Below are 16,506 nucleotides of genomic sequence, written 5' to 3'. Positions count from 1 at the left end.
TGTATAAGGTGATTAGCTAATTATGTAGCTTTGGTTTACAGGTAGGCTCTTAATACTTCTGTGTTAGAAGTTCGGCGTAAAGATTTTATACCCTTGTCTTTAATTTGGCGAACTCGTTCCCTGGTAACATCAAATACTTCGCCTATTTCAACCAAACTCATAGCAGGTTGGTTCCCTAGGCCAAAGAACAGGCGTAAAACATCGCCCTGTCTTTCTGGAATTTTTTGCAAAACTTGATTGATGTCTGTTTCCAACGACTCTGCCATAACATCCTTGTCCGGTCTTTCCAGAGATGTAGACTCTAATACGTTGTAAAGGGATGAGGATTCACCTTCTTTAAAAGGAGCATCAAGTGAAATGGATTTTCCGGAGTTTTTCATAGAGCTCTTAACTTTAGAAACGCTCATATCCAATTCTTTTGCAATTTCCGCAGCACTTGGAGGTCTTTCGTTTTCTTGCTCCAAGGTTGAATACACTTGATAAATTTTAGAACTGACCGCTATTTTGTTTTGAGGTAAACGTATCATACGAGATTTCTTGGAAAGTGCTTGTAAAATAGACTGGCGGATCCACCAAACGGCATATGAGATAAACTTAAATCCTCTAGTCTCGTCAAAACGTTTTGCAGCCTTTACCAAGCCTAAATTGCCTTCGTTAATAAGGTCTGTAAGGCGTAAGCCTCTATTTTGATATTGCTTGGCGGCAGATACTACGAACCTTAAATTGGCGCTCACTAGCTTGTCCAATGCTTTTTGATCACCCTCACGAATTTTTCGCGCCAGCTCTACTTCCTCGTCAGCAGTAATTAAATCTATCTTACTGATTTCTTGAAAATATTTTTCTAATGATTTGGCATCTCGGTTCGTAATTTGTTTTGTGATCTTTAATTGTCGCATAGAATAACTTTAGTTAAACAGTAACATAGTAAAATTCAGTTAAAATGCAAGAAATTGACTTGTTTTATGATTTTTTTGACTATTTTAAAGGGTTTTTTGCTTGTTTTTGAGTCAAAATTGCTGATTTTCTAACATTTTCAATTTTAAGGTTTTTTATAAAATGGAATGTAAAAGTCACAAAGTTTCAATCAATCCTCATGGTCTTAATAAAGAGCAATTCTATTTTATTGAGTCAAGACTTTCTTCGGTAAATTATTTAATTTGTAATAGCTAGTTTAATTTAGCTAACCTTGTAATGCTTTTACGTAAAGAATACAATAACCATAATTTTAGAAACTTCTATTTGCAACCCTTATGAATAAAAAATTTCATTTTCTTGATGATGGTGGTGAAATGGGTAGGTTGATGCGAGAAAAAGATTGGTCTCTTACACCTTTAGGCCCTCCTGAAGGCTGGCCGCAGAGTTTAAGAACAACCATAAACATTCTACTGAATTCTCCATTCCCTATGTTATTGTTTTGGGGAAAGACTTTGAAAAGTTTTTACAATGATGCTTATAGGCCAATTTTAGGTGACGATGGTAAACATCCAAAAATTTTAGGACTAAATGGAAAAGAGGCCTGGGATGAAGCTTGGGAAGAAGTTGAACCAATGTTAAAAGTTGTTACGGAAAAGGGTGAGTCCATATGGAGAGAAAATTTACTGGTACCTATATTTAGAAACGGTAGAATAGAAGACGTTTATTGGACATTTAGTTATAGCCCGGTAAAAGATGAAGAAGGTGATGTGTCTGGGGTTTTGGTCATTGTAACAGATACAACAGAAACCGTACTTGCAGAAAGAAGATTAAAGGAGAGTGAAAGAAGGTTCAGGGAGCTGGCAAATCTTTCGCCAGTATGGATTTGGGTAACTGATAAGGAAATAAATATACAATATGCCAACCGCGCGTTATTGGACTATGTTGGTATAGAAAAGGAAGAAGATTTTACGGGACAGGTTTGGGTAGATGTAGTTCACCCAGATGATTTGGATCTGATCTATGCCGGGTTTGGACATGCAGTAGAGAATAAAACCGAGTTTGCCTTGGAGTATAGGGTCAAAAGACATTCAAGCGGTAAATATGAATGGTTCAAAGTGCTAGGAGTTCCAAAATATGAAAAGGAAGAGATGGTGGGCTTTGTAGGTACGGCCATGAGTATTGATAAGCAAAAATCATTTGCAGATGAGTTGAAAATGGAAGTGGATAACCGTACCAAGGAATTGGCGGATAGCAATATTAAGTTAGAAGCCATGAACAAAGAACTGCAGTCCTTTGCCTATATTTCTAGTCATGATTTGCAAGAGCCATTGCGTAAGATTCAAATGTTTACGGAAATTTTACTTGATAAAGAATATGATAAACTGTCTGATTCCGGTAAGACAAAGTTTAAAAAAATACAGTCCGCAGCCTTTAGAATGCAATCTCTTATTAATGATTTATTATCCTATTCACGGGCAGATACCGAGCAACGGGTATTTGAAAAAATTGAATTGGAGAATCTCGTAGAAGACGTAAAAAGTGATTTAGGAGAAGAGCTTCAGAAAAAGAACGGAAAAATTACTTTGCTGAATTCTTCAGAATTGGAGGTAGTGCCATTTCAATTTAGACAGTTGGTCTATAATTTATTGTCTAATTCATTGAAATATGTAAAGCATGACACTGCACCTGTTATTATCATTAACACGGAAACTATAACCAATGCACAGATTATTGATGATAATTTATTGGAAGGTAAGGAGTATGTGAAAATTACCATTACCGATAATGGTATTGGTTTTGAAGAGCATTTCTCTAAGAAAATATTCGAAGTCTTTCAGCGCTTGCATACCAAGCAAGAATATGTGGGTACCGGTATTGGTTTGGCAATCGTTAAAAAGATCGTACAGAACCATTTTGGTTACATTGGTGCAACGAGCGAATTAAACAAAGGTTCCGTTTTTACTGTAGTTGTTCCTAAGCAGCAATAAACAAATATCTTAGAATATTAATTAACTTCATAATATCTCATTTAGCGGTTATTCAAAATTTATTTTTTTGAGTTAAAGCATGGTGCGTTAAGAGTATTGTTAGCCAAAAATGCAGTCTATTTTTGGTATATGAATACTACTATAACAAAATCGGCAGGTATGGGTGCTATCATAGATGATGGTACTGTAACCTTTAGAGTATGGGCGCCTAATGCAGACAAGGTTTTTGTGGCAGGTAGCTTTAATAATTGGTCTGAAAGCGAAATTCCCCTTGAGATAGAGGAAAACGGATACTGGTCTGTGGTAACGGATAAAGCTTCTTCAGGAGATGAATACAAATACTTTATTGAATATAATGGTAAGCTATTGCCCAGGAATGACCCTTACGCGTTTGAAGTAACAAACAGTAATGGAAATTCTGTCATAAGGTCTTTGGATTTTGAATGGGATGATACCGGTTTTAAAATGCCAAGTTGGAATAAATTGGTGATATACGAACTGCATGTTGGTACTTTTAACAGGTCGTCACCAGATGCCGTAGGTACTTTTGATGATGTTATTGAAAAGTTGGATTATTTAAAAGGTTTGGGGATTAATTGTATAGAACTATTGCCTGTGGCTGAATTTGCAGGTGGAATTTCTTGGGGGTACAATCCGGCTCATCCATTTGCTATTGAACAAGATTATGGTGGACCAGATGGTTTTGCTAAACTTGTGAATGAGGCGCATAAAAAAGGAGTTGCGGTAATTATGGATGTGGTATACAATCACTTTGGTCCTTCAGATGTGGATCTGTGGCAATTTGATGGTTGGAGTGAAAATGACAAAGGCGGTATATACTTTTATAATGATCACAGAAGCGATACGCCTTGGGGAGACACCAGACCAGATTATGGTAGAGAGGAAGTATGCCAATATTTGCGAGATAACGCATTGATGTGGATAGAAAAATACCATTGTGATGGGCTGCGAATGGACGCTACTTCATACATACGCTATGAAGGTGGCGGATTGGGATATGATACGGAAATAGAGGAAGGAAATATATTAATGCGCGATATTAACATGGAGATTAGAGAGAAATACCCTCACGTTTTGACTATAGCAGAAGATTTGAAAGGTGATAGTAGGGTGACGGATGCCGTTGAAGACGGTGGGTTAATGTATGGCTCACAATGGGATATGAATTTTGTGCATCCGGTAAGGGAAGTTATTGAAGATACCCATGATGATGGTAGGGATTTGGAAAAAATCGTAGGAGCCCTAAGTTTTAAGTACAGTGACGATGCCTTTAGCCGCGTAGTTTATACAGAATCTCATGATGAGGTAGCCAATGGTAAAGCAAGGGTGCCAGAAGAGATTCAGCCAGGCGATGCAGAGAGCAATTTTGCCAAGAAAAGAGCCATATTGGGAATGGTATTAACGCTAACCGCACCTGGTATACCCATGCTTTTTCAAGGACAGGAGTTTATTGAAGATGAATATTTTAAAGACACCGAAGCTTTAGACTGGGGAAAACTGGAAAAACATGAAGGAATAGAAACTTTGGTAAGTGACATTATTCATTTGAGAACTGGAGAAATGCCGGGAGGCAAAGGGCTAAGAAGCCAGCATATTGATTTTCTTCATGTTAATAACGAAACCAAAATTTTAGCTTACAAACGTTTTGATGCCAATGACCCTACAGAACCGGTATTGGTTATTTTGAATTTCAGCAATCAAGAATATAAAGACTATGGTATTGGGTTAAATGAGAGCCAACCATTTATGTTAAAAATCAATGCAGGGAGTGAAATCTATGATAATGCATTTTCTAATATGGAAGTTGCCGACGTAGAATTTGTAGATAAAGTCACAGACGCCAAACATTTCACTGGAAAAATGAATATACCTGCGTATGGAGCATTAATTTATACCATGGAGTAGCGGTAGGTCTGTATTTAACTACTGGTTCGATAAATAATTCTAGTAATAACCTTACAAATAAAATTAATTTACACCATAGGCTCAAAAGTGGTCAATATTTATTGTATTTTGTTATATTAAGTTTCATATAAATAATATTTTTACAACTTAAATTGTTGCGAATTAATTACTGTTTTTAAATGGAATATAGTTTCATAGTCGACCCTGAAAAAATGGTTAGTGAAGTATTTCGTAAAACAATGGTTGCAGCGGGGATTGATTTTGAAATTTTGGAAGACGGTACTATTAAGCTACCTGAAGATATAAGCAATGAAAAGCTTGAGTCAATTTCTAAAGAGCTTAAAGGTTTTGGAATAAAAATCCAAACAAAGGAGAATAGGGATATCGTTGAGGAAATCAAGATATACATTAAGAAAATGGTGTATGATGGAGATATTAGAAACGTAAAAATATCAGAATTACTTTCTAATCAGTTGGGTTTTAGTTATCCATATCTTTCAAACTTGTTTTCTAGTAAAACATTCACCTCAATTGAGAATTTTTATATCTTAGTGCGCATTGAAAAAGTGAAGGAGTTAGTGCTTTTAGAAAATGCAAGTTTGGGCGAAATTGCCCACGACTTGAATTTTAGTAGTGTACCTCATTTATCGAATCAGTTCAAAAAAGTAACGGGGTTGACAATTACCCAATACTTGAAGTTTAGAAAAAAGTAAGAAGAATGGTTCTTCTTTCAATACATGAAAAGTGAAATGGATAAATTAAAGATACTCCTTGTAGATGACGACGAAGACGACAGACAGTTTTTTGCTGATGCGTTAGAAGGAATAGAGCTTAATACAGATTTGCATCAATTGGAAAATGGAAAAAGCTGTATGGAGTTTTTGCTTAGTGATACGAAGAATACTCCAGATTTGGTGTTTTTAGATTTGAACATGCCTATAATGAATGGGTTTGAGTGTTTAGAAGCCATTAGAAATACACCACATCTTAAAGATTTGTTGGTGGCTATTTATTCTACCTCTTCTGCAGAAAGAGATATTGAGGAGACCTTTGAAAAAGGGGCAAACATTTACATAAAAAAACCTTCTAGTTTCAGCGAGCTTAAAAAGTCATTGAAACAAGTGGTTAAAATGAATTGGGCATACCACCTAAATGATTTTAAGAAAGAGAATTTTTTATTGAAAATTTAAATTTTCAATAGGTCTTATAGGTAAAAGTTGTTTCATTAGGAGCAACTTTTTTTGTTTTAGCACTAGTCAAATCATAATATAAACGGTTACTTCGCAGTGTATTAACTTAAAATAAAAAATAGTAGGAGATAATGGTGAATAATATGGTAGGCAGTTTTTTTGAGGATATTGTTGACGGGTTCAACACTGCACTGCTATATATTGAACCAGAAACCGATGTAACTTCAAAAAGTTCAGCGTATACTATAAAGTATGCCAACCAAAAAGCCCTTGACTTTTTTGGCAAAACAACCGAAGTGATTACTGACCTAAATTTTGGGGAACTTTCCAATGTTGATGGAATACTAACTGTTGCTAATAAGGTGTTTACTGCCAAAGAACCAAGTACTACACATATATCTATTAAAAAAGATGACGGGGTTTTTAATTACCGTGTAGATGCAAAGTGCATTAACAATGGGCTCTTGATTACCCTTGCTGAGTTGGAACCGAGTTATATTACCGATGCCGAGTCTAAACTACCGTTGGGTACTAAACAATCTAGAACGCATGAATTGGAAATTTCCAATCTATTTGGTGTTCGCGTTTTAGATAGTAATGATAGTATTATATGCTATTTAAAGCCTATTTTCAATAATGATGGTGAGGTTGAAGATTTTAGAATCGATTATTTAAATAATCGAATGGATGAAATTACCAATGAAGAAGCCGACAAAATTGTAGGGCTAAGTATTTTAGAATATTATCCAAAGAATTCTGAAAACGGGGTAATAGAAATATTGAAAACCTGCTATGCTACGGGAGAGAATAAAGAATATACCAGGGAATTTATATTTAAGGAAGATTCATTTTGGTTAAGTACTAGAGCTGTTAAAATGAACGATGGTCTCATTTTATTTTCTAAAGATGTAACCAAAGAAAAGAAATATGAGAATGAACTTTTCATACAAAACAGATTATTGTCAGAGGCTGAACATGTGGCCAATATTGGTAGTTTTCGTTGGAATTTAGAGAAAGAACAGATTAAGTACTCAGATAATGTGTACCGGTTATTTGGCTATGAACCTAACGAGTTTGACAATCAGTATGATCGTTTATTGACCTTTCTGCACCCTAATGATATAGAAAAGGTTAAGACAAGTTTTAAAGAGGCTAAACGAAAGAAATCGAAGACAGATCAAGTGTTTCGGGTGTATACGAAGTCTAATGAACTTAAGTATATGAACACTATTGGCGAGTGTTACCAAAAAGAAGGTAAATGGTATATGGTAGGCGTTATAAGAGATGTTACCACGCAAATAGAGGCAGAATCCGTTTTACAGATTAAAAATGCGGAGCTGAAGAGAACCAATGCTGATCTAGAAGCTTTTAATAGAGTGGCCAGTCATGATTTGCAAGAACCTTTGCGTAAAATACAAATGTTCGCCAGTCGATTACACGATGAAGAAGAAGGTCGTTTAAATAGTCGTTCACAAGGATATTTGGATAAAATAAAATATTCATCTGATCGAATGCGAAATTTGATAAGTAATCTTCTCTCATATTCAAAAATTGATGAGGTTAATGAGCAACCAAAAAGGGTAGATCTCAACGATGTTCTTAACAACGTACTTGAAGACCTTGGTGAACGTATAAATGAGTTAAATGCCGAAGTTGTTACTCAAAACTTACCGGTGGTCAACGGCATTCAGTTTCAATTAGAACAGTTATTTGCTAATCTTATTGGTAATTCTTTAAAATATATTAGGGAAGGGGTTCAACCTCAAATTAAGATTGTAAGTAGTGTTATTACTGGCAAAAATGATAGTTTAGAAACTTTGCTACCAAATATCAATTATGTAAAATTACAGTTCATTGATAATGGTATAGGCTTTGAGAAAAAGTATCAAGAAAAAATATTCGAGATTTTTCAGAGACTTCACGGAAAAACCGAATTTACCGGTACAGGTTTAGGGTTGTCTATTTGTAAAAAAATTGTTCAATCCCATAATGGTGTAATACATGCCGAAGGGGAAATCAATAAAGGGGCGCAATTCATTGTTTACCTACCTACCTTAATATAGTTCGTAATTCGCCTTTCTTAAAATTGTGTAACAGCTTCTAAAAATCATGTAACACATTTACTCTTCTTTGGCTGCATCTTTGTAACAACAAGAAATGCAAGTCCCTATGAATAATCTTCAATATGCTAGAGTAGGTAACGTAAGACGAAAAAGTTCTTATGACCAAACGTCAAATGTAAAAGGTAGCACTCCTGATTCATCAAATGCTTTTGAGGCACAAGAGGCTGCGTTAAATAATAACCTTCAAAACAATTTATCATGCAAATAGTTCATAATCAATTAAGTTATTTCAACAATGTGTTAGGTGGAAGTATATCTAGCTTTCAAGGCGATCGTATTCTTCAATACGATAATGATAAGGGAACAGGTAGAATACAAACAGTATCATTAGGATCAGGTATATCTTATACTGAATATGACATGGATTTAAATCAAGATTTTAATTTTGATTTAAAGCTTGATGAAAACCGTAGTTTATATTTCGTTTACTGTTTAGAAGGTAATTTTAGATTTACAAAAGGTAGCGATTCTCAAAAAGTTGAGGCTTTGCAAACCGTTGTAGTAGGTGGATCTAACGATACAATAAATATTAAGTTGAGAGGAGCTTCAAAATCCAATTTATCTATTATTAAGGTTACTCAAGATGGTAATGCAATAGATAATAATAACCATCAAGAACTTTATGATCAATTATTCGCAACTTTTCTAAATGAAGATGGAGAACCACATATAGGTACTTTTAATTTAAAGATTAAAGAACAATTATTGCAGATTAGAGCTATTACGCAGGTAGGCTTGGTAAGAAAGCTACTTATTGAAGGAATAGTGAATTTTACCCTTGCGTTAGAGATTTTACATTGTAAGCAAGACATGGAGAATGATGGACAAGTATCTTCAATGTTGACTAAAAAAGAGCTTTTAAGAATAGAGGAAGCAGTGAATGCAATTAAGAGAAAGCCAGAGTACCCTTATACCGTTACAGATTTAAGTAAAGAATACGGTCTTTCGCCAACCAAACTTCAAGAAGGTTTTAAAGTGATGGAAGGTACGACAGTGACTAATTTTATTAGAAACGAACGTTTAATTTTAGCGGAAGAGCTAATTCAGACTTCTGATATGAATATTTCTGAAATAGTATATTCAATAGGATTTACCAGTAGAAGTTATTTTTCTAAAATATTTAGAAACAAATTTAATTGTACGCCAAAAGCTTACTTAATGAATATTAGAAACGTATCCCTTTCTGCATAAGAGGAACGATATAAAAATAAAAAAGCCAGCTCTATGAGCTGGCTTTTTTATTTTGGAAAAATCTGAAGTATTACGTGGTATCAAAAATCGAAATCTGGCTTTATAAAATAAATATTTGCCAGATAAGTGCTATTTAGGTATTACTGGTTTAGTGTAACAATTAATAAAAAAACTGATAAATAAAAAAGTGTTCTGATATAATTTAAAGGAGGAGGGTAATATGAATAGGGGAATTAGATAGAGATTACAAATTCTTTATCTAGGATATCTCCTTCTGCATTGTTTACATAACGAAGACATTTGTGTAATAGCGTTTTTAATTGATTGTAAGATGAAGGTTTTTGTAAGTACAATGAAGCTCCCATTTCCTCTAGTCGGTCAATTTCTTTAGGATGATACGAAGTTGAATAGATAATTACCGGTGTATTAAGATATTTATCCAAATCTCGGATATCGGACAAGCATTCAAATCCGTCCATCATGGGCATTTTTAAATCTAGAAAAATTACATCTGGCTGCGCCGCAGTTTCAGATAGTAATTCTGCCATTAGGTCAACACCATTGTTAAATTCCGATATTTTGGTCTGTATCGGTATTTCGCGCAAGGCGTCAGAAAAGAATGTTCTGTCATCACTGTCATCATCTGCCAGGAAAACATTTAAAATTGGTTTGCTCATGTTCGGTAAATAATTTGTACTCTAAAATTATTTGGTTGAATATGCACTATATGTGCTGATAATTCAATTGCAAGTTAGCTTTTGCCTTCGTTGTGCAATAATGCGATTGATTTTAAAAATAACTCAATACCTAAAAGTTTATTGATCCTTTTGAGTCAAAAAAAATGAATCATCCTACTATGTAACTATTCTTCTACATAGTTTATTATCGCCGTACCCCCTAAAGTGTTGTTTTTAATAGATTCTATAGTTCTCTTTAAAGCAAATGTTAGCGTTTTAAAGGAATTAGGCTTATGGAGATATCTATTTGCACCATTTTGGAACAAATTTGAAATACGGTCAATATCGTACAGATTAGAAAATATAACTACCGGAATATCATCAAGGGCAGTACTCTTTCTAATTTCGGTCAAACTTTCCTCTCCATTCAATCGAGGCATAAAAAGATCCAGAAAAATAACATTTGGCTTTAGAGTTTTAGTTTGCAATTCATTTAGTAAATCTAACCCATTTGAGAACATGGTAATATTTATATTTTCTTGCAAACTAGCTATAGCATCTCTAAATATTTGTTGATCTTCCATATCATCTTCTGCCATATAAATATGGAACACTTCATCTTTGATCATTATGTATACAATTAATTATCCGCCAATTACTTCACCACCATTTATATGTAATACTTGTCCTGTCATATAGCTACTGTCTTCACTGGCTAAATACACATAGGCTGGAGCTACTTCGGCAGGTTGGCCAGGTCTACCCAACGGCACATCTTTACCAAATTTCTCTAGTTTTTCACCGTCAAAAGTAGCTGGTATCAAAGGAGTCCAAATAGGTCCGGGGGCTACAGCATTTACACGAATTCCTTTCTCTGCAAGTGATTTTGACAAGCTTCTGGTAAAAGAAACAATTGCTCCTTTTGTACTGGCATAATCTATTAAGTGCTCAGACCCTCTATATGCAGTAACAGATGTCGTATTGATAATGGTATCACCAGATTTTAAATGTTTCATGGCAGCCATGACAATATAAAAATAAGGGTAGATGTTGGTTTCAAAAGTGGTATGCAAATTCTCTATTTTGATATCCTCAATATGCTCGGTAGGGAATTGCATGGCCGCATTATTAATAACACAGTTTAAGGTTCCAAAATTAGAAATGGTCTTATCAATAGCATCTTTGCAAAACTGTTCATTTTTAACGTCTCCTTTGATCAAAAGACACTCTCCACCTTCATTTTCAATTTCAATTTTAGTTTGTAGTGCATCTTTTTCCTCGTTTAGGTAAATGATGGCAATTTTTGCGCCCTCCCTTGCAAAATGTACCGCTACGCTTTTACCTATACCACTATCTCCACCTGTAAGCAGTGCAACTTTGTTTTTTAATTTATCACTGCCTTTGTAGCTTTCACGTATGGTAAGTGGCTCAGGATTCATTTTGAATTCATTACCAGGTTGTTTTGCCTGTTCTTGATTTTTATCTATCGTTATATTTTCCATGTTCTTAGTTTTAAATACGTATTAGGCTGCAAGTTTTCTACATTCTTTGGCACATGCCAAGCAAGATTCTGCGCACAATTGACAATGCTCATGGTCATGTTGTTGGCATTGTTCTGCGCACCATTCGCAAATTTCAGCGCAAAGCGCTGCTTGTTTTGAAGAAAAAGGACTATCTGCCATTAATATTTTAATGGTGCTAAGGCAAGTATCTACACACTGAATACAGCAATTTGGACACTCATTCATACTTTCTTTACCAGCCATGTTAACTATGCAGTTTTGGCAATCGATAAAGCATTTTTTACAGGCTTCTATGCAATTTTTATATGCTAATTTCATCTTGTTAGATTTTAATATGTTGTAATTTCTTACTTGAAATTAAAATTTGAGCACTTAATTGATTTGCTCTTTTAATTGGAAATTGTGCGGTATAGCATATGGATAAATAATGATAGCAATAAGACACAAATTAGGACTAAATTGTAATGGTGTAAGTATGAGAAGGGAGGTGCTATTCTCTTTTCACATCTTTCATAATCCATAAATCTAAAGGAGCATCATCTTTTTTATGTAGAACTGAAATGTCTCCCGTAGTTTCAAAAATAACCGCTTTAATTTGACTGAGTTCGGTTACATTGGCTTCTCTCAATTTTGAACGTAAATCACTCTCTGTAACTTTGGCTTTTCTTAAATTGGATTCAATAATTTTCTCCCCATCCATGAGTAATAAAGGTGAATTATCTACCAAATTCTGTATAGTTTTATTTCTTCGGGCAAATGCAATGCTTATTTGCAATAGATATACCATTGCCAAGCCAACTATACCCTCGATCATTTTTACAGAAGAAGATAGGATTGTTGTAGCAATAATTGATCCAACGGCAACGGTCATTGCAAAATCAAAACTTGACATTTTTGAAAAACTTCGTTTTCCGGTAATGCGTGTAAAAACAATAACTGCTAAATATATGCCACATGCACTGATTGAAATTAACATTACTGTTTCCCAAGAGGTGTTAAATAATTCCTTCATTTTTCTTGTTTTCTATATTTGAAAATGAGAATGAACATGGTGATGTTCAATAGTGTTGAAATACCGTTGGTAATAATAATTGGAGCATCTTGTTTCATAACACCATATACTGTCCAGAGCAGGACCCCTAGAATTAATATAAAAAACATTTTAGGGGAGACATCATCTACCTTTTTTATTTTCCAAGCTCTGTAAATTTGTGGAACTGCCGCAATGGTGGTAAAGACGCCGGCGAAAATTCCAATAATTTCTTCCATGCCATTTATTATTTGTTGGTTATTTAAAATGCATAACTGTCATTAATTGCATTACATATCATTGAAGGTACTGGCGTTAAGCTCCAAAAAGTAATTCATTACAAGTAATTGTTTGTTCAAAAAAATATAGATAATGGTATGCACCAATTATTATTTAATTTAATGCTAGGAGCAGTTTAACGAAATAAAAACAGCAATGGAAATGTTAACTATATTTTGCGCTGGCATTATAGGAACTACGATTATGACAGGCTTTAGTCATGTAGTTGAATTGTTGAGCGGTCACAAATTTAACGAGGCACATTTATTAAATCAGCTTATTGGTCTTTCTAAGACTATGAAAGATTATGTGGATAATAATTATTATTTAGGCTGGTTAATTCATTTTCTAATAGGCATTAGTATGGCTGCCATTATGTACGCCTATTATTTCCATTTCAGTAAGGATATTGTCATTTGGACGGGATTAATTTTTGGATTGGCACTTGGGGTCATAGGTGTTGCCGGGTGGTCAATGATAATTAGTAATCACAGTAACCCGCCAAAAATTAATTGGACATACTTCTTTTTGCAATTGATCCTTGCACATATGATTTTCGGTATTACAGTTTCATGGGTATTCGCAAGGTTTTAATGGGATACTTATAAAAAAATCTAATCAGTATTAATTTGTTTATGTAATATGAGTATAGATATTTCACTTTATACAAAGCGCGCAATTATAGGCGGCTTGATCTCTTTAGGGTTTATTGGTTTAGGTACTTTTATGCTTGGAAATTTAAGCGGTTATGAAGCTAAAGTTTTAATAAAGTCTAGCCTTACCGGATTAAATACCTTATGTAATACCATAGTGCTAGCATCGGCAACCATATTGGCGCTAATGTTAACCCTTTTAGGTGTGAGTTCAGGGACAAATTCTAAACTGAAGAATGATCATTACTTGCACATTATGCAAATTGCAAAGCTGGATACGGCAATTTTTATAGCCTCTTTGTTGTTCTTTTTGGTGTTTAATCTGCCTGTCACGGAAAGTGAGAATATTCCGGAAAATTATTTTGATGCCATATATTACATTACTATTGGTGTAAGCGCAATATTAAGTTCTGCCTTGATCGTAGTGGTATTAATGTTGTATAATACGATAATCAATATTATAAAGATAATTGGTTTAGGCAGAACGGATCATCCACTTATAAAGAATGAAGATGATAATTAATTACTGTTAGATAATAAAATGATATAGAATTGAGTGAAATTACGTGGGCGATTCTGCAATCATTGTCTTTATCTTTTTCCAAAATTGCTTTGCTGTCAAATTAGTAGGTTCAACAAGATCGGAAAGTAAGATTAAGTTTCTTTTAAACTGTTCAAGTTCATATTGGTTGGTGTGCTCCTCATCCATAGGGTAGTAAGCCATGCCCCAATTAGGGAAAGTTCTTTTGATAATTTTATCCTCTGAAAATAAGGTAACCTCTTTATGGCGTGGGTCTTTTTTTATTCTATCATAGAGTTCTTGCACCTCCTTTTTGTCCCCTTCCAAAAGTTGAACAAATTTCCCTTTATAATAGATAAGGCAACCGGTAATATCTTTACTCTTGTTATGTGTACGTGCTTCCTCAAGCAAAGACTCCATTTCTGAACTGGTCATAATATTAACGGCAGTAGATTCGTAGGTAAGTGTATACATGGTAGTTTGGTGATGGTCTTAGTATCTCAAAAATAATAAAAACCTTAAGATTATTGGGTTTGTGAAAAAAATAGAACGACTTGAATAAGTTATTTAAACAAAAAAGCCCCTAAAAAGGGGCTTCAGAGTGATCGCAGGAGGATTCGAACCTCCGACCGTCTGCTTAGAAGGCAGATGCTCTATCCAGCTGAGCTATGCGACCGACACCATTTTTTCAAATGTGGGTGCAAACTTAGTGATTTTTATAGACTGGTAAAACCAAAATCAATAAAAATTTAATTATTTCTTTTATCGACTGGAATATGACTATGAACGACCTTCGTATTGATCAAAATTTTCCCATAATTGGTCAAGTACTTTGTAGAAAATTTCGAATTCTTCTTCAGTGATTCCCAGGGTACTAACTTTTCTTAAATCAAGAATAAAAGGCATTACTTGTTTTATTAGAGCCGAACCTTCTTCTGTGATGACCAATTTATATCTTTTTTGATCATCTCTGAATCTTGATTTACGTAGCAACCCTTTTTTGCATAATCCACTGATTACCCTAGAGGTTGTAGCCCTATTTCTAAAGTTAGATTTGGCAATGTCAGCTTGCGAAGCGTCTTTTCCTTCTAAATGTACACGTTGCAAGATCACCCATTGTTCAATAGTAAGATCAATGTTGTTTTCTGCAAATACCTGTAAAAAAGTGCTCTGTACTTTTTTTAAAGTACGATCAATGTAAACGCCGAAGCCCTCCGTCCTGTCCATAATCTCAAAGTTATTCTTCCAAAAATACAGGAGTTTATCGTTAAAATTGTTGTTAATGCAACAAAATTAAAAAAAAGTTGTATTTTTACTTAGTTCAAATTGGCAAAAAGTACTAGAAATATGCAACCAGGTTTTAAGAAATATATATTAGAAGATAGCACTTACAAAGGCGGAGGTAAGAAGATTGTAATGCCCGATGGTGTTACCGTTCACAAATTGTCCTCTAACGAAAATCCGTTAGGGTATTCCCCAAAAGTTAAGGAAGCCTTGGCAAATACCTTAGATGATTTGAGCCTATATCCGGATAATACGGATATAAGGTTACGTGAGGCGTTGGTGAAAGATTTTGATGGTGTACTTACCGTAGATAACTTTATTACTGCAAATAGTGGTTCAGAAATTATAGATATGATTTCTAAGGCATTTTTGAACGAAGATGACGAGGTAATTGTGAGTCAGCCTTGCTTTTTACCTTATACGGCCTTTACCCGTTGGATGGGAGCCAAGGCGATCAACGTACCCATGACCGAGGATTATGATTACAATTTGGACGGTATTCTAGAGGCTATTAATGATAGAACAAAGTTGGTATTTCTAGCATCGCCCAACAATCCTTCAGGAAATTATATTCCACTGACAGATTTAAGAAATTTCATTGATAAATTACCTGACCATGTAGTACTGGTGTTAGATGAGGTATACAGACATTTTGCCGAAGCCGAAGATTACACTTCGGGAATTCCTTTTGTAGTAGAAGGTAAAAATGTAATTGCAATCAATAGTTTTTCAAAGACCTATGGTTTGGCAGGTCTAAGGGTTGGCTATTGTTATGCCCCTTTAGAACTAAGCAATTACATGCGTAAGATTTGTAAACCTTTTCTATTGTCATCATTGGCTTTAGAGGGGGCAATTGCTGCTTTGGAAGATGTAGCGTTTGTAAACAAAACTGTAGCATTGGTTAAGGAAGAAAGAAAGTATGTTTTGAACGGACTTGATACAATGAATATCAAATATTGGCCAACACAGGGTAATTTTGTGCTAATAGATCCACCGGTGAATGATATGGAGTTTACCTCTTTTTTAGAAAAAAAAGGTATAATGGTACGCCCTGTAGGTAATTTTGGTGCGCCGGGGAAAGTGCGTATATCTTTTGGAGTAAGAGAGGCTAACAAAGCACTTTTGGCCGCAATTGAGGTTTTAATGAAGAGCCAAACGACCACAACATAAATTTTTTTATCATATATGTTGCATGAGCAACAAAAAA

At 34.6% G+C, this 16,506-nt stretch carries 19 protein-coding genes and 1 tRNA gene; 10 read left to right on the top strand and 10 right to left on the bottom strand.

The window, feature by feature from the left end; genetic code table 11:
- Nucleotides 1-35: 35 nt before the first annotated feature.
- Nucleotides 36-896, bottom strand: coding sequence for a sigma-70 family RNA polymerase sigma factor (locus tag B2Z27_RS11605; protein WP_286813778.1), 861 nt, complete (start codon nt 894-896; stop codon nt 36-38).
- Nucleotides 897-1,250: 354 nt separating this feature from the next.
- Here B2Z27_RS11605 and B2Z27_RS11600 point away from each other — a divergent pair, with 354 nt between their 5' ends.
- The 7 genes from B2Z27_RS11600 to B2Z27_RS11570 all read left to right on the top strand — a co-directional run bounded on the left by B2Z27_RS11600 (nt 1,251) and on the right by B2Z27_RS11570 (nt 9,333).
- Nucleotides 1,251-2,903, top strand: a complete 1,653-nt coding sequence (locus B2Z27_RS11600) for a sensor histidine kinase (protein WP_286813777.1) — start codon at nt 1,251-1,253, stop codon at nt 2,901-2,903.
- Nucleotides 2,904-3,032: 129 nt separating this feature from the next.
- On the top strand, nt 3,033-4,829 hold the full coding sequence (locus B2Z27_RS11595) for an alpha-amylase family glycosyl hydrolase (RefSeq protein ID WP_286813776.1): 1,797 nt from the start codon (nt 3,033-3,035) through the stop codon (nt 4,827-4,829).
- Nucleotides 4,830-5,008: 179 nt separating this feature from the next.
- The gene (locus tag B2Z27_RS11590; RefSeq protein ID WP_286813775.1) at nt 5,009-5,542 is read left to right on the top strand and encodes a helix-turn-helix domain-containing protein; all 534 of its coding nucleotides are present in this window, start codon (nt 5,009-5,011) and stop codon (nt 5,540-5,542) included.
- Between the two features lie 36 nt (nt 5,543-5,578).
- The gene (locus B2Z27_RS11585; protein ID WP_058105352.1) at nt 5,579-6,019 is read left to right on the top strand and encodes a response regulator; all 441 of its coding nucleotides are present in this window, start codon (nt 5,579-5,581) and stop codon (nt 6,017-6,019) included.
- A 131-nt stretch (nt 6,020-6,150) separates the two neighbouring features.
- Nucleotides 6,151-8,082 carry a PAS domain-containing sensor histidine kinase gene (locus B2Z27_RS11580; RefSeq protein WP_286813774.1) on the top strand — a complete coding sequence of 644 codons (1,932 nt, stop codon included), beginning with the start codon at nt 6,151-6,153 and terminating at the stop codon, nt 8,080-8,082.
- A 106-nt stretch (nt 8,083-8,188) separates the two neighbouring features.
- The gene (locus B2Z27_RS11575; RefSeq protein WP_156894535.1) at nt 8,189-8,350 is read left to right on the top strand and encodes a hypothetical protein; all 162 of its coding nucleotides are present in this window, start codon (nt 8,189-8,191) and stop codon (nt 8,348-8,350) included.
- A complete protein-coding gene (locus B2Z27_RS11570; protein ID WP_286813773.1) occupies nt 8,341-9,333 on the top strand; it encodes a helix-turn-helix transcriptional regulator in 993 nt (330 codons plus the stop codon). The genes B2Z27_RS11575 and B2Z27_RS11570 overlap by 10 nt, the downstream gene beginning before the upstream one ends.
- 233 nt (nt 9,334-9,566) lie before the next feature.
- On the opposite strand, the gene B2Z27_RS11565 is transcribed toward B2Z27_RS11570, so the two are convergent.
- From B2Z27_RS11565 to B2Z27_RS11540, 6 genes are all read right to left on the bottom strand, one after another.
- Nucleotides 9,567-10,010, bottom strand: a complete 444-nt coding sequence (locus tag B2Z27_RS11565) for a response regulator (RefSeq protein ID WP_286813772.1) — start codon at nt 10,008-10,010, stop codon at nt 9,567-9,569.
- A gap of 185 nt (nt 10,011-10,195) precedes the next feature.
- Nucleotides 10,196-10,639 carry a response regulator gene (locus tag B2Z27_RS11560; RefSeq protein WP_286813771.1) on the bottom strand — a complete coding sequence of 148 codons (444 nt, stop codon included), beginning with the start codon at nt 10,637-10,639 and terminating at the stop codon, nt 10,196-10,198.
- A 15-nt stretch (nt 10,640-10,654) separates the two neighbouring features.
- Nucleotides 10,655-11,512, bottom strand: a complete 858-nt coding sequence (locus tag B2Z27_RS11555) for an SDR family oxidoreductase (protein ID WP_286813770.1) — start codon at nt 11,510-11,512, stop codon at nt 10,655-10,657.
- A 21-nt stretch (nt 11,513-11,533) separates the two neighbouring features.
- Complete coding sequence (locus tag B2Z27_RS11550) at nt 11,534-11,776, bottom strand: four-helix bundle copper-binding protein (RefSeq protein ID WP_232231319.1); 243 nt, start codon at nt 11,774-11,776, stop codon at nt 11,534-11,536.
- Between the two features lie 247 nt (nt 11,777-12,023).
- On the bottom strand, nt 12,024-12,545 hold the full coding sequence (locus B2Z27_RS11545) for a DUF421 domain-containing protein (protein WP_286813769.1): 522 nt from the start codon (nt 12,543-12,545) through the stop codon (nt 12,024-12,026).
- Nucleotides 12,542-12,802, bottom strand: a complete 261-nt coding sequence (locus tag B2Z27_RS11540) for a SemiSWEET family sugar transporter (protein WP_286813768.1) — start codon at nt 12,800-12,802, stop codon at nt 12,542-12,544. Before B2Z27_RS11540 ends, B2Z27_RS11545 begins: the two co-directional genes overlap by 4 nt.
- A gap of 202 nt (nt 12,803-13,004) precedes the next feature.
- Between B2Z27_RS11540 and B2Z27_RS11535 the strand changes: the two genes are divergently transcribed.
- Both B2Z27_RS11535 and B2Z27_RS11530 read left to right on the top strand, forming a co-directional pair.
- Nucleotides 13,005-13,436, top strand: coding sequence for a DUF6789 family protein (locus B2Z27_RS11535; RefSeq protein WP_286813767.1), 432 nt, complete (start codon nt 13,005-13,007; stop codon nt 13,434-13,436).
- A 48-nt stretch (nt 13,437-13,484) separates the two neighbouring features.
- Complete coding sequence (locus tag B2Z27_RS11530; protein WP_286813766.1) at nt 13,485-14,018, top strand: hypothetical protein; 534 nt, start codon at nt 13,485-13,487, stop codon at nt 14,016-14,018.
- A 39-nt stretch (nt 14,019-14,057) separates the two neighbouring features.
- On the opposite strand, the gene B2Z27_RS11525 is transcribed toward B2Z27_RS11530, so the two are convergent.
- From B2Z27_RS11525 to B2Z27_RS11515, 3 genes are all read right to left on the bottom strand, one after another.
- A complete protein-coding gene (locus tag B2Z27_RS11525) occupies nt 14,058-14,489 on the bottom strand; it encodes a BLUF domain-containing protein (RefSeq protein ID WP_074669987.1) in 432 nt (143 codons plus the stop codon).
- A gap of 128 nt (nt 14,490-14,617) precedes the next feature.
- Nucleotides 14,618-14,691 (bottom strand) — tRNA-Arg (locus B2Z27_RS11520).
- Nucleotides 14,692-14,795: 104 nt separating this feature from the next.
- On the bottom strand, nt 14,796-15,242 hold the full coding sequence (locus B2Z27_RS11515) for a MarR family winged helix-turn-helix transcriptional regulator (RefSeq protein WP_058105173.1): 447 nt from the start codon (nt 15,240-15,242) through the stop codon (nt 14,796-14,798).
- Nucleotides 15,243-15,341: 99 nt separating this feature from the next.
- On the opposite strand from B2Z27_RS11515, the gene B2Z27_RS11510 reads away from it, so the two are divergent.
- Nucleotides 15,342-16,469 carry a pyridoxal phosphate-dependent aminotransferase gene (locus B2Z27_RS11510; protein WP_286813765.1) on the top strand — a complete coding sequence of 376 codons (1,128 nt, stop codon included), beginning with the start codon at nt 15,342-15,344 and terminating at the stop codon, nt 16,467-16,469.
- The last annotated feature ends 37 nt before the right edge of the window (nt 16,470-16,506 follow it).

Origin of the sequence: Maribacter sp. UBA3344 (assembly GCF_002362375.1) — a bacterium.
Classification (GTDB): domain Bacteria; phylum Bacteroidota; class Bacteroidia; order Flavobacteriales; family Flavobacteriaceae; genus Maribacter; species Maribacter dokdonensis.
Note: the sequence above shows the minus strand (reverse complement) of the source record. Positions and strands in the feature narration are given on the sequence as shown.